Genomic DNA, 22,971 nt, shown 5'->3' with positions numbered 1-22,971 from the left:
CAGCAGGCCGCCGAGACCAGTCGCCTCCGAGTTCGGGGAACAATCCTCTCACAGTTCGGCGTGTCGTACCGACGAGACGAGTCTAGCCGGGGTACGAGGGTGATCGGACTGTAGAGACCTCGATACCGGGCACGACCAGCAAAGCGAGCTCGAGTCGCACGCTCATCAGTCGGCCCCCTCTGGGTTCCGGCCGATTCGTGTCGCGTACTCCCGTATCGGCGGTGCATCCCGGTCGATATACGTGTTCGTCCACGCATCATCGGGATCGACGTTGCCGTCGAGGAGGTCGGTTTCAGCGAGGAGATCGCCGAGCCGTCGCCAGCGGTCGGCTTGATGGGCTCCCCACCCCGCTTCACGTACATGGTCGGTATACTGCAGCCCCGAAGCGGCCGCGTGGAACTTCGCCAGTTCGATCTCGCTTCGTCGCTCCAGCGTCGCGTTCCGATCGACGAGCGCATCAAGCGCCGCTTCCGGGTCGTTGGTCGCTTCTATCCATCCTCGTGCGATCGCGCGCAGCAGCGATCGAACCGTCCCCGGGTCGCCTTCCGCGAACTCGCGGTTTGCGACGAGCATCATTCCGTAGACGCCGAGCGACTCGCCGATGGCGAGTTCGTCGGCCCGCCGGTCGTACTCGCGTTCAAGTTCGCGCCCGTTCGTGACGACCCCGACGGCTGCATCGACGCTTCCGTCGAGTAATTGGTGTTCGACCCGGTGATGCGTGTTCGGATCAACCTCCAGGAGGTCGACGGTATCTCTGATACCGGCCTGTTCCAGGGCTTGTGCTGCGAGGATTCTCGTTTTCGTCGCCGACGGTGCGACCGTCTTTCCGGCGAGCTGAGACAGGTCTGTCAACGGCTCACCGAAGACGTCACGGAGCGTGTAGATCGCCGCGGGAGTCCGTTTCGTCAGTGCAGCGACTGCCAGCGGATCGAACCCCTCGCTTCCTTTCGCGAGGACGGCGCTGGCACCCGCGAGACCCACATCGGCGCGACCGCGAGCGGTCTGTTCAGCCGCGAACGGCGAGCCGTGCCCCTCGACGAATTGAACGTCGAGCCCTTCCGCTTCATAAAACCCCTTCCGGCGGGCGAGAAAGTACGGTGCCTGAAAGCCGTTTGGCTCCCAGTTGAGCTGGAAGGTGACGGTAGTCATCGATCGTCCTCCAGAAGGCGGAATGTTCCCGACGGAATGTGGTCGACGCCGAGCGCGTTTGGTCCGGCGACCTCGAGCAGCTGATCGAACAGTTGTTCCATCCCCCGAACCGTCTCGGCATCCCACTCTCGGACAACCATGTCGCGCCAGCCGTCCCGGATCGACGCGACGGTCACTGGATCGTCGTCCGTCATCAGTTTCTCGCCGATTTCATCCCAGAGATCGTCGTCTGTCAGGAGCCGATCGACGGCGTCACGATACGCAGCCGTGAACCGGCGAACGGTAGTCTCCCGTTCGGCGAGGAATTCCTCACTGGTCAGGAACGTCGACACCGGTACGCGGTTGTCCGTCCGAGCCAGACGCTGCACGACGTTGGCCATCGAAACGACCACTTCGTACGGTCCTCGTTCCGTAATTTCGGGAACGATCTGCCAGAACTGGAGTACTGCATCTACTTCACCGTCGCGAAGCATCCGGGTGAGCTCGACCTTCGAGCCAGCTTCGACTGGCGTGGCCGTCTCGTCGGGGTCGAAGCCGTGGTACGATCGACACGCCGCACGGGCGAGAATCCAGTTCTTGTCGAGGCGGCGAACGACACCGATACGATGCCCCGAAAGGTCAGCCAATCCGTCGATATCGGTATGTTCCGGCGCCACGAGTTTACCAACCGTTCGACCGTACGGATAGATGGCAACGATATCGGCGCCGCGAGAGCGTTCGCGGGCGGTGGAAATGTAATCGATATCGATGAGATCGGCATCGCCGTCCTGTAAGCGCGCTTCGACGGTCTCCATTCCCCCTTCCAACGTGTCGGAGACGAGTTGGACGTCCAGGTGGAAGCCGTGCTCGTGGTCGAGACCGAGCCGTTTGATCGTATACAGCATGTAACGGGGGCTTCCGTTGTGTTCGAAGCGAGCACGCATAACCGGACGATCGTCGCCGGCGTCGTGGTGAGCGTCCAGCACGGCCTGTTGGCGTTCGACGTTCATCGTTCGATTGGTGCAACGATCGCGTCGATGTCGGCGCTTTCGTCGACGAGTTGCCGGCGTTTCATCCACGAGAGGTGGTCGGACAACTCCTCGCGATCGGCGACCTCTGGCGACTCGTACCGCGGAACCTCGATATCCTCGAGGAGCGCTTCGTATTCGATGTCGTCGAAGAGGTCCGGTGCAACGTCGGCGTCCGCCCGTAGCATCTCGAGATAGGCATCTCGATACGCCGCCGGTTGTTCGTTGATATCCGATGCAGCGCGTTCGTACCCTCGTATGAACTTCTCGAGGACACTACCGTCGACCGCGTCGGCACCGACGATACCCATGTGGTTCTCGAACTGCAGAACAGGTCGGAATCCGAGCTTCTCGGCGAGAGTGCTCTGTGGTTCCAGCAACGAGACGGCCTCAACGTCCCCGTCCCGAAGCGCACGAAGTCGATCGGTCGGCATCCCGTGATGCTCGAGTGTTACCGCATCACTCGGCATGTGGTTCTCGAGCGCTCGGATTACCGTGTACTCTTGGCCGGTTCGTTTGTTGACCCCGACTGGAACGTTCGCGAGATCACTCGGGTCCGCGATGTCACTCTCCTCGCGAACGTAGACGGTATACGGCTGGTTCGCGAACGTTCCCTTCCCGACGATCCGGCCGTCGTCCATCTCCCACGTCCGTTTGATGCTTTCCCACTTGCAGATCGGGTAGATGTCCACGCCGTGATCGTCCGTCAGCGACTCCTCTGCGGGAATGTACTTCCAATCGACGTCGCCTCTGTCGCGTTCAACCAGCTCGACCTGCAGCCCTTCCGCTTCGAAGTATCCCTTCTCGACTGCCACCTTCTGTGGCAGCATGAACGAGAACGGGAGATGGAATAGTCTTACTTTGTCAGTCATTTCTCATCTAAGTCGTAGACATTACACTAGCTATTAATAGTATCGTGGGAAGTTTTAAGTGAGCAGGTGAAATTTTGTCACCTATCATGGATCGCGTGCGTAAAACCGACCGTGAATACGGAGAGCCGTCCCCGGGGGTCCGACTGGCGGACCTCGCAGGAGGGGCGCAGACGAGCATGAAATTTTGGCGGATTGAACCGGGAGCGACCCTCCCGACTCACCGGCATTCGAACGAACAGATTGGGTTTCTCATCTCTGGTCGGCTTATCGCTGTTCTCGAAGACGGAGAAGTGCCGCTAGAACCCGGCGACTCCTACCTCTTCTCCAGCGACGAGTTCCACGGTGCGGAGAACCGCGGTGACGAACCTGCCGTGGGGATCGGTGTCTTGAGTCCTCCTCGAGACGCCCCGAACTGGGGAGACAACCGCGATGCGAGTGAGCCAAAACAAACCAATTCGATCGAATCGAACAAGTAGGGTTCCGTATGGACGCCATCGATCACATCAACGTAGACGTCAATGATCTTGACGCCTGCTACCCGTTCTACCGAAAGGTACTCGAGTTAGACCTGCTCCGACCACCGTCCGATTTTCAGGGCGAACATGCGATGTTCGAAGCCGGAGAGACCGTCCTCACGCTCGCTGAAACTGGACGAGCCGACGAGTGGGGCGAAGAGAACATTACGCATCCACTCGATAAGGCACATATTGCGTTCGAAACCGATCGCGAGAACTACGACCGGATGATATCCGAACTCGACGGCCAGTTCCCGAAGCAGGGGCCGTACGATTGGGACTCCTTTGAAGGGTTTTATTTTCTGGATCCGGACGGTAATCTCCTCGAGATAATCACGTACGAACCGATCCCTGACGATACCGAGCGGACGTTACTTACTCACGACGACGTCTAACGGTGGCAGCCTACGACTGCGTATCGCCGCTCCCATCAGTGGCAATGGTCTCTTTGTCGCTGTGCTCCTCTCGTGCGTTCTGCAATATTCCCGACCCTCTTCCGTCTGCCAGAGCTTTTCGTCGAAGACGGACGAATGGGTGTCGAACTTGTGGACCGTCGGTAGCTTCGTATTATCGAACTGTGCGATCAGCGATCCGTGCTTTTTGAAGAAGTGATGCATCCACTGTTCCGCCTCACGGTCACCGTTGAACTGCATGAGAAGCTGCCAATGGTAGTTGCTGTCCGCGTTACAGAACATGACGACATGCGGGTCCTCGACGAGTTCCAAGTAGCACTCTTCCCACTGGTCCTCGAAGTTAGGGTAGTGAAACGCGATTCTGAAGCTGTGGTAATCGAAGATTCGTTTGTTCGGTTGGATTGATTTCCGGAAGACGTCTTTGTCAGACATATCGTGGAGAAGTTCGTTCACCCGGTTGTGTGACAGTTCGATGCCGTACTGATCCGCGAGGATATCTCTGATTTCCCGAACGGGGGCTGTCGGGTTATCCATACGAATCTTCAAAAGAACGATACCCCTCGGGGAAAGTTCGACGTCAAAGTCGTCTCTACTGTTCATTCTACTCTCGAGCGTTCGTTGATGCAGGCACATAATAAAACTTCATACAATCGCCGAACTATAGGTTTTCTTCTCGGAATATGTATTGCATCATACTATCCTATATTATCATTGTAATTTGTTTTCTCGTGTGGTCACTGAGCGCCGCTGCGAATTCGTCGCGAATTTCCCGGAAATCATCTGAGTTCAGATATGACAAATTTCGGAATCGTTGTAGAACAGAGCATCGACAGCTGCATTCATCGCTGTGCCTCTGTTTGGTCCGATATTCGGACCTTGGTACGTGTTGAATAAAAATTATACTGAGGAACAGGCGTAATACCACGGTCTTCAGGCCGTGGATACGCACCGTAAGCTTGATTGGTCATCTACTCGTCACAACAGTCGTGCGCGGAAAACTGGCAGTTGACTCGGTGTTTGCCACGGCGAGAGCCGAAATCAAACAAGTAAGCCGACCGCACCGACCGACACAAAATAAGATACCTCCAAGCCATCGCTGTGGTAGGAGTAACGGCTTCGTGGCAGAGCCAGTGCTGTCGGTCACAAACCGTAGACCCCCCAACCGTCAGGATTGACCTGCCCGGCAAACACCGGGTGGGAGGCCCGCGCCTTTAGGCGTGGGAGGATGTCACCAAGCATCGGGAGTTCTCGTCACTCCACAAAGCGTGGAATGCTCGACTGGACGCTGACCTCTACGGTCAGCGCAGTCAGAACGAGACGGTAAACTCTCGCCTCAAACGCAAGTACGGTTCGTTCATCCGCTCACGGCGTTGGTGGAAACAATTTCGAGAGCTCACGATCACCTGCCTCACTCACAATCTTGAGCGGTCACTCTAATCGAGGAATACAGATACGCTACGGGTCCCGGCGGTCAAGATGGTCTTCGAGTGCCGCGACGACTGCTTCGTCGTCGATAAGGTAGCGCCGGCATCGGATGTCGACGTAGGGTAACGTCCGATGGAGGACGACTGCATCGTTGGTCACGCTGAAGCCATCGAACCTTGACCATGGAATAAGGCGACGGGGGACAAACCATCGCCCCTCTCTGCGCTGTTCTAGCCCCGCCGATGTCGCGCGATACGTGCGCTCGGTAACCATTGAGCGGAGCATGAATACGGGCACCATCCCGCCGGGCAGGACGGTAGTCACCGCCCTCCATCCTATTTGCCAGACAGCCAGTCCAGCGAGAAGGCTGACAACTGCGAGCGTGACGACCATGAGCTTACGCCGAGCGCGTTGCGGCCACCCTGCTCTCCACTCGACGGCGATGTCGGCGTCATCTACCGTCGCGTTCGCCAGCCGGGTGCGGGCCATGAGGACGAGGTGGCTTCCAAGTAACGTGGCTACAATCCCTAAGAAAAAGCCGATGAACCCAGATCCTTACGAGTACGAGGGCAAGGGCGGACTCACCGCCCAATTCCAGGATCTCCACGCGATCTCGGACTCCTTCGACATCTGCAAGTTCAACGCCTTCGCAGAGGGCATCGAAGAGTACGTCCTCCAGTACAACGGGATGACCGGCCGCGACGTCACCGAGGACGAACTCCTCGAGGCCGGCGAGCGCATCTACAACCTCGAACGGTACTACAACAACCTCGTGGCTTCGACGGGGTGGACGACTCGCTACCGGAGCGCTTCCTCGAGGACGGCATCCCGGGTCAGGGCGCTTCGGAGGGCGAGTACTGCGAACTCGACGAGATGAAGGCGGAGTACTACGACCACCGCGGCTGGGTCGACGGTGTCGTCCCCGACGAGAAACTCGACGAACTCGGGATCGATGTCGGACCCGGAACCGGCGTCAGTGCCGACGACGGCGGCGCAGCGGCACCGAGCGACGACTGATATCCAAATGGAACCTATAGACCAACTACCGATTCGACGATCACTCGACGTTTAGGTCGCCTGTGCTCGTCTTCGGTTCCTCGAACTCGAATTCGATCTCGAGTTCGGCTTTCGATTGGTTCGAGAATTCGATCTCGACTTCGATCGGCTCGGCGAACTCGAACGGGATTTCCCAGTCGTCACCGCTTACGTGCAATTCGTTGCCGTCCTCGACGGCGTCCGCCAACGTCCGGAGGAACGCTGCCGTGTCTCCCCCGGACAGGTACACTTCCCGTTCGAAGAATCCGTCCGTAATCGTCGCCGTGTCTTGTGGTTGGCTGCTTGGAAAATCAACCTTTTTGACCATAGTATGTTATTTGTGCTGCCACTGGTTAAGTTTGTGGATGAAATCATAACATTTCTCGAGTAACTATTTATAATCGGCCCTACTCGTGTACTCGTATGACGCTGCTCGAGGTGTTCGGAAGCAGCCAGCGCCTAAAAATACTCCGTGAGCTCACGCACAGGCCGATGTACGTTTCGGAGCTTACCGAAGCAGTCGGAATGGACGGAAAAACGGCTTCGCACCACCTCTCGGTGCTCGAAGACGCGGAGTTACTCGAGCACTATCATCAGGGAAATCGGAAATACTACCGGTTAGTTCGAAGTGTACAGTTCGAAGCGTCGCCGCCACCTGAACGATCGTTCGTCCTGCAAGCCAACGAACGATCTCCAGAGAATCCCTCTGACTGAGTGCTAAAGGGTATTTACACTCGAATCGCGCGGAGTCGCCCCGGCGCGTCATCGTCGATTCCAACCACTGCATCGTCGGCCAGTGGCGTCTCACAGTCCGAACATGCGACTTCTATCAGCGTGTGTGGGCGTTCACAACACGGGTCGACCGTTCGTTCCGTAACGTCGACGGATCCATCACACGTCGGACAAACGCGGATAAAGAGGCGAAGGCTCCGGAGAAGGGCGATTTGGTCGTTTGGTGACAGGGTTTCCCATCCGCTGCCCCGTTCAGCAAGGAGACGACCTGCAGCGACGTCCGCAATCAGTGCCGATTCGGAAATCCAGCGTATCGACTGATTCCCATCGATGACGGCCCCGGTCGCAGCGTGTCTCGAGACGTCATCGGTGCCAAAGAGTGTCCGAAGCACGGACTCATCGATATCCTCGAAGCGGATTCCTTCGATTGCTGCCCCCCACGCGGTAGCGAACGAGTCAGTCAGCGCCGGGGCTTCGTCGTCCGTGAGGGCACCGATGGCGACGAGTTGCTCTTCGGTCGCTGTGTCGGCGTCGATCGATCGTGAGACCCGATCCGCGACCGATTCTTTGCCGAACAGTTCGAGCACCGATGCGGGGAGATAGCGTTTCGTGAGTGTCGGCGTTCCTGGTAGGAGATAGCCGCGAAAATAGATAAGAGCGAGTGCACCGAGGAAGGAGACGATTCCAACGCTAGTCCCAGCGGCGACTCCCACGGCCCCGGCGAGTATTACAGCAATACCGGCGTTTACGACCGTGCATGGTGTGCACCGGTTTTCTCCGGTGTATTCGTTCCGCTTGAAAGCGTTGAGGGCCTCCATCTCGAGTAGATATTAGACTGACGAGAAATCAAATTTCCGGGCCTTCCCGATTGCTGTCGGTACCACACGTAAAAAAGTCCGACCAAACGCTCGTGACGGCGAGTCAGCCACTGATCGGCACTCCGCCGAACACGAAGATCGCGATTATCCAGTAAGCGATATAGAGGCCACCGAGCAGAAAGCCGTGCCACCGCTTCAGGTGGCCTTCGTAGAGGAAGTACGCGGCGAGAGCTGTCACGATAATCACTGCGGGGAGATGTAACGTCAGCACGGACGATTCGATACTGACCTCGCTGAAGAACATGATCACGCCGACGTTCCCCGTCACCGAGAAGAGTACACTTCCGATCATGTTTCCGACGCCGATCTCGGGGAACCCCCGTCGGATCGGTTCGATAGTGAGCATGATGTCCTCGAACGTGAGGATCAGCGTGAGAAACGTCGCCCCGAAAACAGTCTGATTGATGCCGAATCCTTCGATCACGACTTCGGACCCGCCTTCGAGCAACATCGCCGCGAAGACGATGCCGGCGAGAGCGATAACAGAGAGACCAAGCCACACGGTTCCGGAATCGGCTAAATTTCCGAGCAGTCGATCCTCGGGGATCTCCTCGAGCGAATTGGATCTGGCCATTCCGCCGTCCGTCCGGATGTCTTGGATTTCCTGCCCGAATTCAGTGTTTCGGAACACGGGGACGTCGCGCTGACGCTCCCGGAGAATGAAATAGGCAAACGAGAAAATAAAGAACCCCGTCAAAATCATCCCGTGAACGAACGTCAGCGTTCCGAGAAGGACGAAGGGAACGAGGACGAGCGGCGACAGCGCAAAAATGACGAGATAGTCCGTGGGGAGGTCGACTGGGAACGGGCGGACGATAGCCGCCCCCGCAAGTGTGACGCCGGTAATCGCCAGACCTGTCCCAAGCGCCGTCCCCAGGGCAGCGCCTTCCAGTTCACCGGACGAGAGTACGAGTGCAAGAATCGTGTCGTCGAACTCGAACCCGGTGAAGATGATCGCCAGCGCGAACAACGACATCTTCATACTGAGCGACGCGCGGGCGAGATAGCTGATCAGTTTCTCGGTACTCACCATGAGTAACGTGATACCTCCGAAAAGGATGAGTACCGCACCGATCGTCCCCTGAGCCTCGATGAATCCCTCGATTACACCTTCGATACCGCCTTCGCTTTCTTCCTTTTCACCCATCTTACCCTCCTGTGCGAGTACCGGAGCAATGGTCAGTGAGACGGCTATGAATACGACGAGTGAGATAGTGAGTGAACGATTCACATCCATATGGAGAACGCCGATAATTTACATTATGAAGATACGTTTTCGGGTACAGAGTTTCGTTGGAAATTATACACGGAGCGCCGGGACCCGTATCCGCGATCGGATTTGCTTCCTTCCCATCCCCGGAAAGTGTAATTTCATATATAAAATACCTATTGCGTGAGTTTGCGAGGTTCCAGCGTGCTCATACCCTGTAATCACCCACCAAGACGCACCACACGGGCTCGAGATCAACGCGGAACTCGAAGTCCCAAACCACGTACGTCGACGAGCGCTCGAGCTCGCACAGAAAGAGGGAAACTGGGCTCATGATCGGCTACCGGCCAAGTGGCGTCGTAGCGGGGTGTCTGTATCTCGCTGCCGAGCGAGCTGGGTTCTGTCTGTCTCAGCGTCGGATTGCCGATATCGCAGGAACATTGCCGAATACGCTTCGAAGCTGTCGGGATGAGTTACTCGAGGTCGTCACCCCGGTCGTAGAAGGTGTACTTTCGCTAATTGTTACTTCGATAATAACTTGTGTTTTGGAATGCTCAGACAAATGAGAGTAACATTGAGAGTTGGATTCCCATGCGACTCATGAAAAAGAGTTCCAATTTCAACCAGTGTCCAAGTTACTCAACTCAAGGCCCTCTGTCATGAGGCATCGAAGAGAAGTTAGGCAGTTTCCGCTTTGACCAACAGAAAGAGCAGTGCGTATCGAGCGTTGGTTAAGCGAAATATCCTGAATAGAGACAGCTGCAACGATATATCTTCGAACCTTAGGGCGCTCGAGGGCACTGCCACTGTCTCTCTTCTTGGATACTACTCCCCGAGACTATCGCCCTCTTTGCAAAGACAGACACACCCCTCGTTTTCAGTGAAAGACAGAGAGCGTGCGAAAGCGATCACGATGGCAAGTAGAGATACGTATACACGATAACGAGGCAGTATCCGAAACGCCGACGCGGTGAACGCGAATCCTCGAAGGGTTCGCCTTGTGCCCGCCGGCCTGAGCAAGCCCGACGATAACTCCAAGTCTGGCGACGTGTCAGCGACTCCCTGATGGCAAAAACAACAGATGGGGGGCAACGACACCGAGGATAGGAGTAACGGCGGTTTGGCACCGCCAGTCAGCCACCGACCACGATGGCTGGGTGAGACGCGGACTCCCGTGAAGTGGCGGCATCCGTGGTTGCAGACCTGAAACTCCCACCGCTCGGGATTCCTCCGCGTGAACGCGGAGGAGGATGTCAATGTGGTAGTCTAGAATACCCTAGCTAATGGGTAACGATCCAATCCCGACTCCCTCAGTCGAGGATCTTCAGGATGACCCGATGGCAGATGAGGCTACGTCCATTTTTCGTCGTCGTGAACTCCTCCGACCGCAACACGTCCCACAAAAAGATCGAATCGTCAGTCGCGACCGAGAGATCGAGACTGTTGAAGCGCTCTTAAAACCGGCAGCGTTTGGTGATCCACCGGAGAGTGGCTTCTTGTTCGGGAAAACGGGGACCGGCAAGTCACTCGTCGCGAAACACGTCACCGGTCGTGCTCGAGGCATCGCACAGATGCAGGGGACCGACCTAACAGCTGCTTACGTCGACTGTGATCAGTATAACACTGAGACACGAGCTGCCCGAACGATGGCCTTTGAAGTACGCGATGCGATTGAGCCTGACCGCTACATCCCAAAGGAAGGCGTCGGTGCAAGTCGATATTACGACGCACTCTGGAACTCAGATGGTCTCCTCCATGAGACCGATTCACTGATCGTGATTCTTGATGAGATCGACAAACTCGGTGATGATACGGCTGAGATCTTGTCGAAACTCTCGCGATCCGAAGAGGCGGGGAAGACGGGCTGTTACATTTCAGTTATCGCAATAAGTAACAAAACTGATTACTTCGGTTCCTCCGATGAGCGCGTTGCCTCGAGTTTTCAGGACGATCCAATCATCTTCCCACCCTACGACGCAAATCAGTTGCAGGCACTGTCTAGTTACTCGATTCCGACGTATAGCAGCGTTTCAGAGCCTGCTACAGCATTCCCGGTGAAATCTGAGATTGTCACTGCTTATGAGAAATTTGCTGAAGCAGCCGAATTGTCGCTCCTCGTGGAACAGAGTCCCCTATATCAGATCCAATATGGTGATTTTACAGCCGATACCGTCACATCATCACCTTCCCGTATTGCGGTTTCTCTTATCTAGACAGTGCCCAGTTGCAGGCAATCCTTGAGCGTCGAAGTGACGCGTTCAAAGATGGCGTGCTCGAGGATGGCGTTATCCAACTCGCATCCGCGCTTGCAGCTCGCGACTACGGCGACGCACGACGCGCACTCGATATCCTTCAGCGGGCAAGCTCGCAGAGAAAGACGAAAGCGATCGCGTGACTGAGGATCACGTTCGACAGGCTGACGAGTATAGCGATCTGAATCGCTCAATACAGGTCATCAAAAACGGAACGCCGCACTCCCGATATGCGCTCTATGCACTCGCGTATCTGACCAAATCGAAGCTCAGTGATTCATTCTCGACCGGCGAACTGTACGATACCTATTGTATCGTCGCTGAAATCGCGTCTGGTGAATCGCTTACTCATCAGCGCATACTGGATCTGATGAAAAAGTGGACGCTTCCAGAGATTACGAAAAGCCGCCACACTGGTGGTGGGAAAGGAGAGGGCAGTTATCGGACCCATCGATTACTGCATGATCCTGACGTGGTCCTGGCCGCGTGTATCGAATCATCGGAAACCCAAAATGATGTTCTAAATGCGCTTTCGGAATCGTCGGTGTAGCGTTCCCCGCTTTCACTGAAAACGAGGGTATCCCTGTGTTCCTGCCGACTCTTTCACTGAAAATCAGGGGTGTCCGTCGATACGTTTTCACTGAAAACGAGGGGTGTCTTGAGAAGTACCAGAATCGTTCGCACCCGCTAAATATGAGCGATAAAGACCGTCTCCCGGCTTTACACCAACTTCCTGTCTGGGCGGGTATCCATCGATCGGCGTCTCACCGTCGTCGACAAACAGCTTGAGACGGTCGAAATTCTGTTGTAACTCCATGGATAGTAAGGCATCTCAGTGGTTTGAATTTACACTATTGATGGCTATCAGTACTGACTATCGAGTGATGGACGATCAATCAAGGAGGTATTTCTGGTTGAATGGGAGCTATGTAGTATGCCGAACACCACTGAGGCTCTTCGTTCGAAGCCGTTGCAGAGAGCGATCGGAACGATGCCGGGTATGCCAGTCAAGTACTGGACTATCGAGACGACGGATAAGCGACACACGGTAGCAGCCGGCCACTTGTCGGTACCGAGATATCGGTCGTCCTTGTAGTCGCCACGGCGATAGAGGGCTGTTTCTGCTGTCACCGTAGTATGTCTGGGGAACAATCTTCAGTTAGCCAATTCCCAATTAGCCTATTCTGTATTAGTCTATTCGAGAGTTTTATTTGGTTGGACGCAAGTCAGAGAATATGGAGCGATTCGTGGATCGGGAAGATGAACTCAGTCGGCTTCGAGGTTGTTACGAGTCGGACGACGCTGACATGGTCGTGATTTTCGGGCGTCGCCGTCTCGGAAAGACCGAACTCGTCCGAGAGTCACTAACAAACCGCGATGACGCCGTTCTGTACCAGGCAACCGAAACAACCCGGCAGATCCAACTGGACGCGTTCGTGGACGTAGCGGCTGAGTCGTTTCCAGGGATCGACCGGATCGAGAGCGAGTGGGAATCGCTACTCGGGTATCTCGCTGATCAGGATGCAGTCATCGTGCTGGACGAGTTCCCGTACCTGATTGACGCCGACGAGAGTCTCCCATCGGTTATCCAGCGACTCTGGGATCAAGAGTTGCGTGACACGGGCGTGACGCTCGTGCTCGTCGGATCCTCGATCAGTATGATGGAGGAGGCGACACTCCTCGGAAACAGTCCGTTGTATGGCCGGTTCACCGAGAAAATCGATCTTCGACAGCTCGACTTTGCTGCCGTGCGGACGTTCTTTCCCGAGAGCTATACCCCCGAACAACTCCTGTTCGCGTGGGGCGTGTTTGGCGGGACACCGTACTATTTGGACGGCATCGATCTGGATGGTGACCTCGAAACAGTCATCCAGCAGTCGCTGCTGTCACGGCAGGGATTCCTGCATGATGAACCGGAATACGTGCTCCGTACTGAGCTGACGGAGCCGAATCGATACTTTGCCATCCTGAAAGCGATTGCTGCCGGGAACACCGCGTCGAACGAGATTGCACAAACAGTCGGGATCGATGGCAAACAGATTTCGACGTACACGCAGAAACTGGAGCGACTGCGACTGGTCGAACGTGAGGTCCCGGTGACGGAGGACAAGACGAAGTCACGCCGAGGGCGGTACCGCATTCTCGATCCGTTGTTCAGGTTTTGGTTCCGGTTCGTCTACGGCAACGAAGACCGCTACGAGCGATTGGGTGCCGACGCCTACGAGACGGTCATCGAACCGGAACTGGCGGACTTCGTGAGTCAGGAGTTTGAAAATCGCTGTCAGGACATACTCCCGGATCTCTATCCCGAGCTGATGTTCACCGATATCGGCCGCTGGTGGTACAACGAGTACGAGGTGGATGTGGTTGGGTTCGATGCAGACGGGACGATGGTAACGGGTGAGTGCAAGTTCACGTCCGCGCCACTCGATTACGGTGCGCTCGCCTCGCTTGAAGACCACACAGATGAGATTCGATGGTCGCCTGATGATGGCGAGGTAGAGCACGAGTATGCGCTGTTCGCGCGAAGCGGGTTCACGCAATCTGTTCGTGATGAAGCGGCTGACCGTGACGACCTGCAGTTGTTCACTCTCGAACGCATCGTTGACCCGGTCGCGTCGGAGTAGGGATAATCGGCTCTGAAACCCATAACTACGGATCGGTTCTGATTCTCGGTTAGTCAGACTAGGAGAAGACCTCCAAGGGCCGGTGTACGTGTGGAAGAGATCCTGATTTTCAACTATCGGACTCGTCCTCGGGGAGCTGCTGCCGCTTCTTAATATCATAGTATTCGTCGAGTTCTCTGGAGCTCCAAGCCCCCGCACCCACTCCAACGGGGATCGCCACGTAGCCGAATATTAGACCGACAGGGAGGACGGCAGCAAACCCGACCATCAGTGCTAACCCAAAACGGATCTGCTTCTTTTCTGTCTCAGACAGGTTCTCAGAGAGTTCGCCTTGGTCTACGGTCGCTGCGAACAGGTACTGAGCAAGGAGCGACTGGATCTCGTAAACATCATTCCGGATGGGTTCGTGTGGATCAACTGTTCGATCGTAGAGGGAAGCCGAAGGCGTGTATGGATCTTCGGGCTCCAGTTCGGGATCCTCAGAAGAGGGGAGGGAATAGGCTGAGAGAACACCCATCCTGTGGAGTGCTTGGACTGTTTCCGCGAGTTCTTGATATTGGGAGACTGCGTCGACGAATGCCTGATTCGAGATGAAGGACTTGACATCGAATTACTTGATCTCGGGCAGTACAACACTCACGACGAACGTCTGAAGAATATCCAACACGCGATCACGATCATCGAATACATGGATCGCAACTTGGCTGATAGCACGATGGGGAACTATCCTCGATATTTTGAAGAATATTATGGCACTGTCTAGTCACTCGATTCCGGCGTATAGGAGCGTTTTAGAGCCTGTTACATCATTACCTGTGAGATCTGAAATTGTCACTGGTTATGGAAGTTTGCTGAAGCAGCCGAATTATCGCTGCTCGTAGAACAGAGTCCGCCTATATCAGATCCAAGATGGTAGTTTTACAATCGATATCGTCACTTCATCACCTCCCTGTATTGCGGTTTCTCTTATCTAGACAGTGCCTGTTCCGCAAGGTATATTTGCAAACAGACAACGAATCGACAAAGCGGGTGTTTCGGGCGTGAACGCCGAAACTCGTCCCGCCTGCGCTCTCAACGGTTTTCGTCGGGGCGTCTACTGGTGCCTATCCGTTACTCCCAGCGGTAATTGACGTTCGAGTCAAGTTGATCGATGGTGAGATCAGAGTCGTCACAGGACCCCTGGTAGATGTAAACGTCCTTGTTGGAACCGCTCCAGCCGTCGGTGACCTGGCCAGATACTCGAGTCTTGTCGCCCAGATCCTCCGTGTCGTCATCGTAGAATTCGTGGTCGGTCTTCTCGATACTCCCGTCGTCAATCACGATCTCGTACTGGCCGCGACCGCCTTCGGAGTAGATGGCGAGCCGGCACTCGGCGGCAGCGGCCGAACCGGCCAGCACCGAAGCGCCACCCACACCGACAGCGGCCGTCATAGTACTTTTCTTCAGGATCGATCGTCGGGTCAATTGTGGCATGCAACCATCAATTCAACATAGGTAATAATAAACTAGTGGAGATTGTAATTGATTCCGACATATGGTAATAGACTAGTTTAGGTTGTATCTTCTGAGCGTATCATAGAATTCTCCTCATACCGTGAACATCCCAGCAAGATATATGGCTTCCCGAGCATCGAGCTTGTAGAGATCATCGTCAAATCGGTCCTCGAGATCGCGGCGTGTTTGTTTCTCTTTGTCTTCGGTATCCTGGTAGACGAACAGTTGGTGTACACCCCCATCGCGGTCTTCTTTGACTGAGTCTCTGACCACGAGACGACAACCGCCCTTGTTTCGGCTGTTGAATCGGATTCACCGCCGAATGATGAGCGTGTCGCTGAGTTGATCGAGGACGCCGAACAGTTGCTCGAAGGTGTCGACGAGCAGTTGCAACGGATTCTGGAAGCGATGGACGACCTCGAAGATGGCTCGACCGTCCTCGTCGAATCGCTCGAATAGCGATTGCTCGTTACGAAGTCAGATATATTTAGTTCGTTCTATTGCAACGCTATGTACACTGAGGCAGAACTCTGCGCGCTAATGGCACTCGAGAGCGAGTCCCAGGACTTCTTCAGTCGCTCACGAAGACCATATTCAAAACTATGTCTGGGATTATTTTTCAAGAAACCGGTTCAGTTCGCTAAATTCGTCCGGTGAGAGAATAATCTCGGTAGCGAACGCATCGAATCGTTCGAAGTCATCGTCAATCGTCAGAACCGTGTTCACCCCCTCGTCAATCGCTACCTGTGCATAGTATCCGTCCCATCCGTCAATGTTCGCAGTGCGTGCTCGAGCGAATCCACCGCAGACGATCTCTTCAGGAATTCGGTCGTACCAGTGAATTCGCTTCGCGTCCATGAAGTTCTGTAGAAGCCGAGACGTGTCCGCGTTCGATCGTCCGTAGTACGTCGTGAGAACAGTGTGTGCTCCGAACAGCGCAGGATACGGAACAACGGCATCTATGTCGCCAGCAATGGCATCTCGGACGTACGAGAGTGCGGCATCACGAACTGGGGCCTCTGTGTGTGCGAGGGCGATCACTCCGACGTCAAATAAGTATGGACCACCCGCGTCACTCATCGCTGTCTTTCTCTGCTCCTCGCTGAACAGCGTCTCTGTGCTTTCGGGCGATCGGATCAACGCCTTTGTCGAACGGAGTAGTTTCCCCACGCTGGGAAGACGTTTCCTCGACGAGTTGCTCCATGCGTTCGATTATCTGTTCGGGATCGTCCTCAGGCTTGACAACCGCCTTCCCGTCTTCCTCGCGAATTTCGACTTCGGTACCGGGAGTAATACCGAGGCGGTCTCGCACCTCCTGTGGAAGGACGATTCGCCCTTTCGAATCCACCTTGGCCATATTCCCACTTCGGGTGGGAAAATGATAGCTGTTTTGATTAGGACACTGATACGAATTTCGAGCGCATACCTGCGTCTTCAGGCGCAGGTCGAGCGGTAGGCGCAGCGTGTCACCCGCAGCCGGTGATCGGGACGGATTTCCATCGTAATCGTTTTAGTGTGATAGCACGTAACATAGGGTGCTACGAATACCGTGAGAGGCCGTTCCCGAACAGACAAGGGATGGTGAGGAGCGCGGTCTGTTCCTCACACGGCGATGACATGGTATTCGATGGGGCCTATTTGACCGGGCCACAGCCCTATACAGGGGAGGAAACGAGAGTTCTCCCGGTGTGTCGCCGGTTCCCCTTGAGTGCGGGTTGGAACCTCGAACGCCGCACTCGGCGGAAATCCGATGGTCGGATTCCACGTCCTTCAGGGCGTGGAGGAGGTCAATACAGAAGCCGATGTCGACGACTCCGTCATCATGCCAGCTTTCATCAGGAAGTGCGAACACGACGATCTAGATATCAATCTCGAGGACGGACTCCCGAACGAGAAGCGCGCTGAGATTCGTGATGGTTGGCAGAACACGCTACCGAATTTGGTTTCCGACCTCCCCGAGTTTGATTCCGTCTACGAAATGATCGATGACTACATTAAATCTCTGACGGAGAGTTAATGGTCATTGGCACTGTCTAGTTTCGAAATTCTGGCATAGAACGGTGTCTTAGCGGCTGTTATGGCTTCAGTGCTGACCCCAGTGATTGTTTCACCTCGTGAAATATGTGCTGAGGTAGCCAAATTTCTGCCGTTTGTAGAACAGAGTCTTGTTGTATCAGATTATCCATGGTGGTTTTACAGTCGACATCGCAACGTCACCGTCTTCGAGTCTTGCGATTTTTCGCATCTAGACAGTGCCGAATGATCCGACTATGCAGAGTTGGGTCTATGACTCTGACGAGTCCTTAGCAAGAGACAGGTAGACTCCTGCTGCTAAGTACAGGTCAAGAAGGTAACAGAGCGATAGTCGATCTATCCGGGAGATAGCAGAAACTGCGTGCTGAATACAGAGGCTAAATTCATCAGAGCCGGTATTCATCTATAGCTCAGCGGAAGAGCGGATTCGGCTGGTACCGACTTCTGTTCTGGAAATGAGAATCGAGTGCTGCCAGATTCTCTGTGTTACACTGACTCGTTCAGGAGATTACTGATATGCTCATCGATCGTTTCGAGATCCTCGTCGAACACACCAAACATGGTGAAATGCCCCACAAGCTAGGGATCGGTCGCAACTCACTGTCTGGAATCATCGTCTCCTCATATTCGCAGTCTCGCACCGGGAAAAACATATCCTCCTCAAACGGCATGACGTATACTTTCGCCTCAACCCGGCCAAGCGCTGCTTCAAGATCGCCATCGGTATTTCGGCTCACGTCGCCATGCTGCCATTTCGTCGCCATCGTGAGTAAGTTATTCGGGTCCATTGGCAGAAACCAATCTTCCCAGAAGTTTGCCATGAAATCATCGACTGACTGGAACCCCGCCCGCTCCCAGGCCTGTTCGGATTGGTGATAGAACTGGGTGCTTAGACCCATGACAGACCAGATAAGAGCGTGTCGCCGCAGCCCTGTGTGGACGGCGTGCGGCTCCGTATAAAACCCATCATTCCACGCGGGGTCTGAACGGATCATCTCTTTGTGGGCCTCGATAAAAAGCTGGTCGTGTGGTGTGACCTTGGCCGTACCAGCGATTGGAGCGGCTCGCTTGACCATATCCGGATACCGAACGATCCACTCGTAGGTTTGCTGTGCACCCATCGACCAACCAAGGACGAGTTGGAGTTCTTCAATTCCGAACTCTTCCGTGACGAGTTTGTGTTGGGCACGGATGTCGTCCTCGATCATTACATCCGGGAAATAGCCCATACCACCGTCTTGTGGCGGCGTGTTGTGCGGTGACGACGAAAGGCCGTTCCCGAGCTGATTTGGGAGAATGACGAAATACTCTGTCGGGTCAATTGCCATGTCTTCGCCGATAAACCGTTCCATATCCCGGTGGGTCCCAGAATACATATGGGGAAAAAGGATGACATTATCCTTCTCGTCATTCAGGTCGCCGAACGTCTGATAGGCGAGTTTAGCATCTCGGAGTGTTTGCCCACGCGCAAGTTCGAAATCACCAAGATCGAATAACTCGAAGTCACCGTGTTCGTCCTGTGTGTAATACTCGTTTTCGAGGTAGCTGTCTTCCAGTGTCATGGTGTTTAGTGGCCTTGGTAACACATACCACTGCCAATGTGAACACACAGTACTAACAGATATAGTAGTTCGGGGGTGGTAGTTTGATTTTCGCCTGTAGTGACCGATTCATCCCCGTCTAGGTGAGCAAGAGTGCTGAATTTGCGCCCTGTATTCAGCATCCAGCGAGGGATCTTCCCCGCTACTGCCAGAAAGCACGTGCTGCATACAGAGTATGGATTCAGCAATCTGTCTCAACAGAGGAATTGGCGCCATTCTGGGGACCGCTATTTATTTGATTCCTTGATCGAAGACGCGCTATGTGTTAACGTATGGTTCGACACTACCTCCATCAAGCCGCAGTGGAGGCCTGTGGGGACCTGTCGACCCCGCGTGGCTTTGAGGCCCAGTTCATCTGTCTACTCGGCGGTCGGCTCGGCCGCCGCGCCGAGGAGATCGCCCATTACCACACTTCCTATCTGGACTGGAACCGCAACTCATCCGCATCCCACAGCACGAACCGTGTAACTGTGGATACTGCCAGCGACAGGCCCGTCAGGAAGCCGCCCGCACCAACCAGCTCACCGAAGCCAACACTATCGCGTCCCGCTGGCACCCCAAGACCGTCGCCTCAGCCCGTTCGATTCCTTTTGATCTCTCACTGCGAATCGAACTCTGTATCGAGCGGTTTGCGAATCGCTACGATGGCTTGCCGCGGTCGTGGTCAACGGTCAACCGATGTGTCCAGGACGCCGCCAACCAAGCAGCTCTCACGGGATGTATCTCTCCGCACTGTCTGGGGCTACCGCGGCCAGCCACCATGCGTACAAGGGCGTGGCCCTGGTACCGCTGCAAGCACTGATGGGCTGGAGTGACTTGGCAACCGTCCAGAAGTATATCTGGGTTTCTGGGACCGCAACCGCTGACGCACTCCGTCGAGTCCACCACCGATAACCGAACGTTCTCCCTTCTGGCAGATCGCTCAGTGCTGCATAGAGAGGCTGTCTCTATCATCCATCGAACTCGTGTTTGAAATCGGAACCCAGATGTGCTACGACGAGGCCGTCACTCGCGCCGGAGCCGGTACCAATGCTCGTTTGGCGTCAATAGCAATTCGACTGGTTTTGGGGCCGTGAACTGTGACGGCCCCATGTCGGTCACCGTCCAGCCCGGGAAGGCTGCCTCGATCTCGTCGCTGGTCGCCCCTCGAGGAAGCGGTCCTCTACGCTTGGGCTCCCAAACAAGGAGGAGCACGGTAGCATCGGGCCCAGCGACCGCATCGACCTCCCGCGCCATCGCCTCGCGCTGTGCATGGTTCAATCCATGGAAGGTCCCGGTATCGAGCACTAACTGGTACTCGTCATCGATTCCCGCTGTTCCGAGATCTGTCACGTCTCCGAGGACGAGATCCATCTCGACGTCGGCATCCTCGACCCGGTTACGAGCGCGACGTAACACCCTTTCGACGTTGTCGATACCCGTGACCTGCCAGCCACGTTTCGCCAGTTCGATCCCCCAAATCCCGCTGCCCGTGCCCACGTCGAGGGCTCGTCCGTAGGGCGGGTCGCGTTCACACTCTTCGCTTTCGAACAGTTCGGTGATCGTCTCGACGAACGCCGGATCCTCGATAGCATCTTCCCATGGATGGAAGCCCACCTTGTACGCTAACTCGTAGTTCATCGCTGCCCTCCATGTTCTCGATCATCGGACGTCTCGAGCGCACCATAGAGTGTTTGCGGGAACGCTTCGGGCTGTTGGAGTCCAGAGTCGTCGCAAGCGTTCTCGATCACGTGCAGTAACCAGCGGTAGCCGTCCCCTGGTTGTTGGACATTGATGGTCATTGTGTTCACTGGCTGTTTCGACTCACTTCGTCCCGATACCGATGTTCACTGAATTGTTCAACACGGCGGGACCGCTCCCCCCGGAACGCTTGCGCAGTTCGTCATCGAGCGCCGTCTGGGCCGTTGCCTTCTGCTCGCTCGTCAGGTCGGCGACCATCTCCGCTCCGATCGGATTGCTGGCGGTAACCCAGTGCCACATCTGCTCGCCGGTCTGGAACTCTAACCGATGGTTGGCCGTCTCCACGCGGATATCCGTCAGTCCGGCGTCGGCCAGTTCCTCTCGCAGTGTCGCGGGTTCCGACACCTGGAAGGGTAACGGCGGTGGATCCATCGGGAGGCCCGTGAACTCGGGGTCGGCTGTTTTCACCGCGCCGAGGAAGAACCCGAGGAACTCGACCTCCGAGGGTGGACCCATCGTAACGAGTACCACGCGGCCACCGGGTCTTGTAACACGCGTCATTTCGCTCAGTCCCCGCGGCAGATCGGGGAACAGCATGACGCCGAACTGTGATGCGGCGACGTCGAAGGTGTCGTCTTCGAGATCGATGGCCTGGCCGTCCATGACTCGGGTCTCCAGGTCAGTGAGCCCCTCCTCGCGGACGCGCGCTTCGAGCCGTTCGACCATAGCGGGAGAGATGTCCGTTGCCAGCACCTGCGCCCCCGCGCGAGCCACGGGAATGCTCAACCCGCCACTGCCGGCTGCGACATCCAGCACCCGCATCCCCGGTCGGAGCCCGGCCCACTGGAGGACTCCCTCGGCCAGGGCTATGTTCGATGGGGTGACGTACTCGTCGTACCCCGTGGCGATCTCGGTCCACGCTGCCTGTATCGCTGTTTGCTCGGTCATGATACCTCAGATTCGGGTACGCCGGCTGGCCACGTCTAATTGCCTGCTGAAAGATTTCACCCTGTGAAGAGTGGCTTCGGCTCTGCGGCGGGGAGGAAATAGCCTGATGCGGTGAATCGTCTCGAATTGCCGGTTCTCTCCGTGATACCCGGCAAATCGCTGATCGTCGAACGCACACTTATCAGTTGCCGACGAGTCCTACGGGAGAAGGTCCGATGGGATCAGCGTCTCGAACGCCTCCGGCCCGATCGGCTCGGCCTCATGGCGGACGCGCTTGAAGGTAGAGATGGCCCATTCGCGTGCCTCGGGTGCGTCCGTATCGATCACAGCTGTCAGCGCCCCAGTTTCGGCGTCGTGACAGCAGATGCCGGCGCGGTCGTCCACAATGCCGAGCCCGCACCGGTTCCCGTCGGGGAGGGCCTCGTGGACGTGCACGGTGCAGTTCTCACAGGCGGCGGCCTCCATGACTCGTTCTGGATTCCACGCGACGGTCCCCTCGAGGGCGGTTGGCGAGTACACGTACTCCAGTTCCATGCCGTCAAGGACAGCCTGGCAGACTGTCTCGTTGTTAACCGATTTGTATACGATACTGTCGAATCCGCGCATGTGACTGGTTCCTTTGATGAGTTGGGTGAGCCGTTCGACGGGTTCGTACGGGTACTTCGGACCGGGATAGGAGACCACCGCATTGGCGAAGAGATCGGCGGAGAACCCCTCCATCTCCCGCGGGAGCCACTGCCAGACGTCGCGTAGCTTGCGTTCGACCTCCATCGCGTCGCGGAGATCAAGGAATCGATCTGCCACGAACTCGCCGAGCCGTGTCAGTTCGTAGGTTGGGCCGTCCCGGACGATCCATCGACGATCTTCGAAGTCAGTGAGGATTCGACTCATGGTCGGTGAGGAGGCCCCTATCGTGGTGCGAAGCTCTCTGCTTTCCTGGGGCCCCTCGGTCAGGCTCTCTATGACACCGACGCGGTGACTCGACCGGGCGAGAAATTCGATTTCTTCGATGGCGGCATCCATGATGTGCTTACGTGTACCACATTATAATGGATATCGGTGCTTGTGACCATCCTGACGATGAATACGCGCTATGGGC

Annotated in this window: 23 protein-coding genes and 4 pseudogenes; 10 read left to right on the top strand and 17 right to left on the bottom strand. The window is 55.9% G+C overall.

Going from position 1 to position 22,971, the window contains the following annotated elements; genetic code table 11:
• Positions 1 to 165 precede the first annotated feature (165 nt).
• The 3 genes from K6I40_RS05025 to K6I40_RS05015 are packed head-to-tail and all read right to left on the bottom strand — an operon-like array spanning position 166 to position 3,028.
• The gene (locus K6I40_RS05025; RefSeq protein WP_222914567.1) at positions 166 to 1,149 is read right to left on the bottom strand and encodes an ABC transporter substrate-binding protein; all 984 of its coding nucleotides are present in this window, start codon (positions 1,147 to 1,149) and stop codon (positions 166 to 168) included.
• Positions 1,146 to 2,138: an ABC transporter substrate-binding protein gene (locus K6I40_RS05020; protein ID WP_222914565.1), complete on the bottom strand. Its 993-nt coding sequence runs from the start codon at positions 2,136 to 2,138 to the stop codon at positions 1,146 to 1,148. Before K6I40_RS05020 ends, K6I40_RS05025 begins: the two co-directional genes overlap by 4 nt.
• A complete protein-coding gene (locus K6I40_RS05015; protein WP_222914562.1) occupies positions 2,135 to 3,028 on the bottom strand; it encodes an ABC transporter substrate-binding protein in 894 nt (297 codons plus the stop codon). The genes K6I40_RS05020 and K6I40_RS05015 overlap by 4 nt, the downstream gene beginning before the upstream one ends.
• An 86-nt stretch (positions 3,029 to 3,114) precedes the next feature.
• Here K6I40_RS05015 and K6I40_RS05010 point away from each other — a divergent pair, with 86 nt between their 5' ends.
• Both K6I40_RS05010 and K6I40_RS05005 read left to right on the top strand, forming a co-directional pair.
• Positions 3,115 to 3,504: a cupin domain-containing protein gene (locus K6I40_RS05010; RefSeq protein ID WP_222914560.1), complete on the top strand. Its 390-nt coding sequence runs from the start codon at positions 3,115 to 3,117 to the stop codon at positions 3,502 to 3,504.
• Between the two features lie 8 nt (positions 3,505 to 3,512).
• Positions 3,513 to 3,938, top strand: a complete 426-nt coding sequence (locus K6I40_RS05005; protein WP_222914558.1) for a VOC family protein — start codon at positions 3,513 to 3,515, stop codon at positions 3,936 to 3,938.
• Here the strand turns inward: K6I40_RS05005 and K6I40_RS05000 are convergent.
• Entirely contained in the window at positions 3,915 to 4,556 is a 642-nt protein-coding gene (locus tag K6I40_RS05000) for a helix-turn-helix domain-containing protein (protein ID WP_255681636.1), read from the bottom strand. The genes K6I40_RS05005 and K6I40_RS05000 overlap by 24 nt on opposite strands.
• Positions 4,557 to 5,189: 633 nt before the next feature.
• On the opposite strand from K6I40_RS05000, the pseudogene K6I40_RS04995 reads away from it, so the two are divergent.
• Positions 5,190 to 5,393 (top strand): annotated as a pseudogene (locus K6I40_RS04995) (IS5/IS1182 family transposase); the annotation flags it as partial.
• Positions 5,394 to 5,411: 18 nt separating this feature from the next.
• On the opposite strand, the gene K6I40_RS27900 reads toward K6I40_RS04995, so the two are convergent.
• Positions 5,412 to 5,540, bottom strand: a complete 129-nt coding sequence (locus tag K6I40_RS27900; RefSeq protein ID WP_255681635.1) for a hypothetical protein — start codon at positions 5,538 to 5,540, stop codon at positions 5,412 to 5,414.
• A gap of 391 nt (positions 5,541 to 5,931) precedes the next feature.
• Between K6I40_RS27900 and K6I40_RS04985 the strand changes: the two are divergent.
• Positions 5,932 to 6,398: pseudogene (locus tag K6I40_RS04985) on the top strand (aldehyde ferredoxin oxidoreductase C-terminal domain-containing protein); the annotation flags it as partial.
• A gap of 40 nt (positions 6,399 to 6,438) precedes the next feature.
• Here K6I40_RS04985 and K6I40_RS04980 read toward each other — a convergent pair.
• Positions 6,439 to 6,744, bottom strand: coding sequence for an amphi-Trp domain-containing protein (locus tag K6I40_RS04980; protein WP_222914557.1), 306 nt, complete (start codon positions 6,742 to 6,744; stop codon positions 6,439 to 6,441).
• A 95-nt stretch (positions 6,745 to 6,839) separates the two neighbouring features.
• On the opposite strand from K6I40_RS04980, the gene K6I40_RS04975 reads away from it, so the two are divergent.
• Positions 6,840 to 7,130 (top strand): winged helix-turn-helix domain-containing protein, encoded by a 291-nt coding sequence (locus K6I40_RS04975; protein WP_222914555.1) that lies wholly within the window; start codon positions 6,840 to 6,842, stop codon positions 7,128 to 7,130.
• Positions 7,131 to 7,144: 14 nt separating this feature from the next.
• Here K6I40_RS04975 and K6I40_RS04970 read toward each other — a convergent pair whose 3' ends face one another.
• Together K6I40_RS04970 and K6I40_RS04965 are read right to left on the bottom strand one after the other, a co-directional pair.
• On the bottom strand, positions 7,145 to 7,861 hold the full coding sequence (locus tag K6I40_RS04970) for a hypothetical protein (protein WP_222914553.1): 717 nt from the start codon (positions 7,859 to 7,861) through the stop codon (positions 7,145 to 7,147).
• A 208-nt stretch (positions 7,862 to 8,069) separates the two neighbouring features.
• On the bottom strand, positions 8,070 to 9,173 hold the full coding sequence (locus tag K6I40_RS04965; protein WP_255681634.1) for a sodium:proton exchanger: 1,104 nt from the start codon (positions 9,171 to 9,173) through the stop codon (positions 8,070 to 8,072).
• A 395-nt stretch (positions 9,174 to 9,568) separates the two neighbouring features.
• On the opposite strand from K6I40_RS04965, the gene K6I40_RS04960 reads away from it, so the two are divergent.
• The 4 genes and pseudogenes from K6I40_RS04960 (at position 9,569) to K6I40_RS04945 (ending at position 14,115) form a co-directional block, all read left to right on the top strand.
• Entirely contained in the window at positions 9,569 to 9,802 is a 234-nt protein-coding gene (locus tag K6I40_RS04960; RefSeq protein ID WP_255681633.1) for a hypothetical protein, read from the top strand.
• Between the two features lie 717 nt (positions 9,803 to 10,519).
• A pseudogene (locus tag K6I40_RS04955) lies at positions 10,520 to 11,233 on the top strand (AAA family ATPase); the annotation flags it as partial.
• A gap of 215 nt (positions 11,234 to 11,448) precedes the next feature.
• Positions 11,449 to 12,038: pseudogene (locus K6I40_RS04950) on the top strand (cell division control protein Cdc6); the annotation flags it as partial.
• A gap of 685 nt (positions 12,039 to 12,723) precedes the next feature.
• Positions 12,724 to 14,115, top strand: a complete 1,392-nt coding sequence (locus K6I40_RS04945; RefSeq protein WP_222914548.1) for an ATP-binding protein — start codon at positions 12,724 to 12,726, stop codon at positions 14,113 to 14,115.
• A gap of 109 nt (positions 14,116 to 14,224) precedes the next feature.
• On the opposite strand, the gene K6I40_RS04940 is transcribed toward K6I40_RS04945, so the two are convergent.
• From K6I40_RS04940 to K6I40_RS04920, 5 genes are all read right to left on the bottom strand, one after another.
• Positions 14,225 to 14,632, bottom strand: coding sequence for a hypothetical protein (locus K6I40_RS04940; protein ID WP_222914546.1), 408 nt, complete (start codon positions 14,630 to 14,632; stop codon positions 14,225 to 14,227).
• Positions 14,633 to 15,225: 593 nt separating this feature from the next.
• The gene (locus K6I40_RS04935; RefSeq protein ID WP_222914544.1) at positions 15,226 to 15,546 is read right to left on the bottom strand and encodes a hypothetical protein; all 321 of its coding nucleotides are present in this window, start codon (positions 15,544 to 15,546) and stop codon (positions 15,226 to 15,228) included.
• Positions 15,547 to 15,702: 156 nt separating this feature from the next.
• A complete protein-coding gene (locus tag K6I40_RS04930; RefSeq protein WP_255681631.1) occupies positions 15,703 to 15,882 on the bottom strand; it encodes a hypothetical protein in 180 nt (59 codons plus the stop codon).
• Between the two features lie 339 nt (positions 15,883 to 16,221).
• The gene (locus tag K6I40_RS04925; RefSeq protein WP_222914542.1) at positions 16,222 to 16,689 is read right to left on the bottom strand and encodes a hypothetical protein; all 468 of its coding nucleotides are present in this window, start codon (positions 16,687 to 16,689) and stop codon (positions 16,222 to 16,224) included.
• Positions 16,682 to 16,966: an AbrB/MazE/SpoVT family DNA-binding domain-containing protein gene (locus K6I40_RS04920; protein WP_222914540.1), complete on the bottom strand. Its 285-nt coding sequence runs from the start codon at positions 16,964 to 16,966 to the stop codon at positions 16,682 to 16,684. The genes K6I40_RS04925 and K6I40_RS04920 overlap by 8 nt, the downstream gene beginning before the upstream one ends.
• A gap of 351 nt (positions 16,967 to 17,317) precedes the next feature.
• On the opposite strand from K6I40_RS04920, the gene K6I40_RS04915 reads away from it, so the two are divergent.
• Positions 17,318 to 17,626 (top strand): hypothetical protein, encoded by a 309-nt coding sequence (locus tag K6I40_RS04915; protein WP_255681630.1) that lies wholly within the window; start codon positions 17,318 to 17,320, stop codon positions 17,624 to 17,626.
• A gap of 517 nt (positions 17,627 to 18,143) precedes the next feature.
• On the opposite strand, the gene K6I40_RS04910 is transcribed toward K6I40_RS04915, so the two are convergent.
• From K6I40_RS04910 to K6I40_RS04895, 4 genes are all read right to left on the bottom strand, one after another.
• Positions 18,144 to 19,205 (bottom strand): alpha/beta fold hydrolase, encoded by a 1,062-nt coding sequence (locus tag K6I40_RS04910; RefSeq protein ID WP_345779390.1) that lies wholly within the window; start codon positions 19,203 to 19,205, stop codon positions 18,144 to 18,146.
• Between the two features lie 1,044 nt (positions 19,206 to 20,249).
• Positions 20,250 to 20,864 carry a class I SAM-dependent methyltransferase gene (locus K6I40_RS04905; protein WP_222914538.1) on the bottom strand — a complete coding sequence of 205 codons (615 nt, stop codon included), beginning with the start codon at positions 20,862 to 20,864 and terminating at the stop codon, positions 20,250 to 20,252.
• A gap of 183 nt (positions 20,865 to 21,047) precedes the next feature.
• On the bottom strand, positions 21,048 to 21,872 hold the full coding sequence (locus K6I40_RS04900; protein ID WP_222914536.1) for a methyltransferase domain-containing protein: 825 nt from the start codon (positions 21,870 to 21,872) through the stop codon (positions 21,048 to 21,050).
• A 198-nt stretch (positions 21,873 to 22,070) separates the two neighbouring features.
• Positions 22,071 to 22,895: a transcriptional regulator gene (locus tag K6I40_RS04895; protein ID WP_222914534.1), complete on the bottom strand. Its 825-nt coding sequence runs from the start codon at positions 22,893 to 22,895 to the stop codon at positions 22,071 to 22,073.
• Positions 22,896 to 22,971 lie beyond the last annotated feature (76 nt).

The organism is Natrinema sp. SYSU A 869, assembly GCF_019879105.1.
Lineage (GTDB): Archaea > Halobacteriota > Halobacteria > Halobacteriales > Natrialbaceae > Natrinema.
Note: the sequence above shows the minus strand (reverse complement) of the source record. Positions and strands in the feature narration are given on the sequence as shown.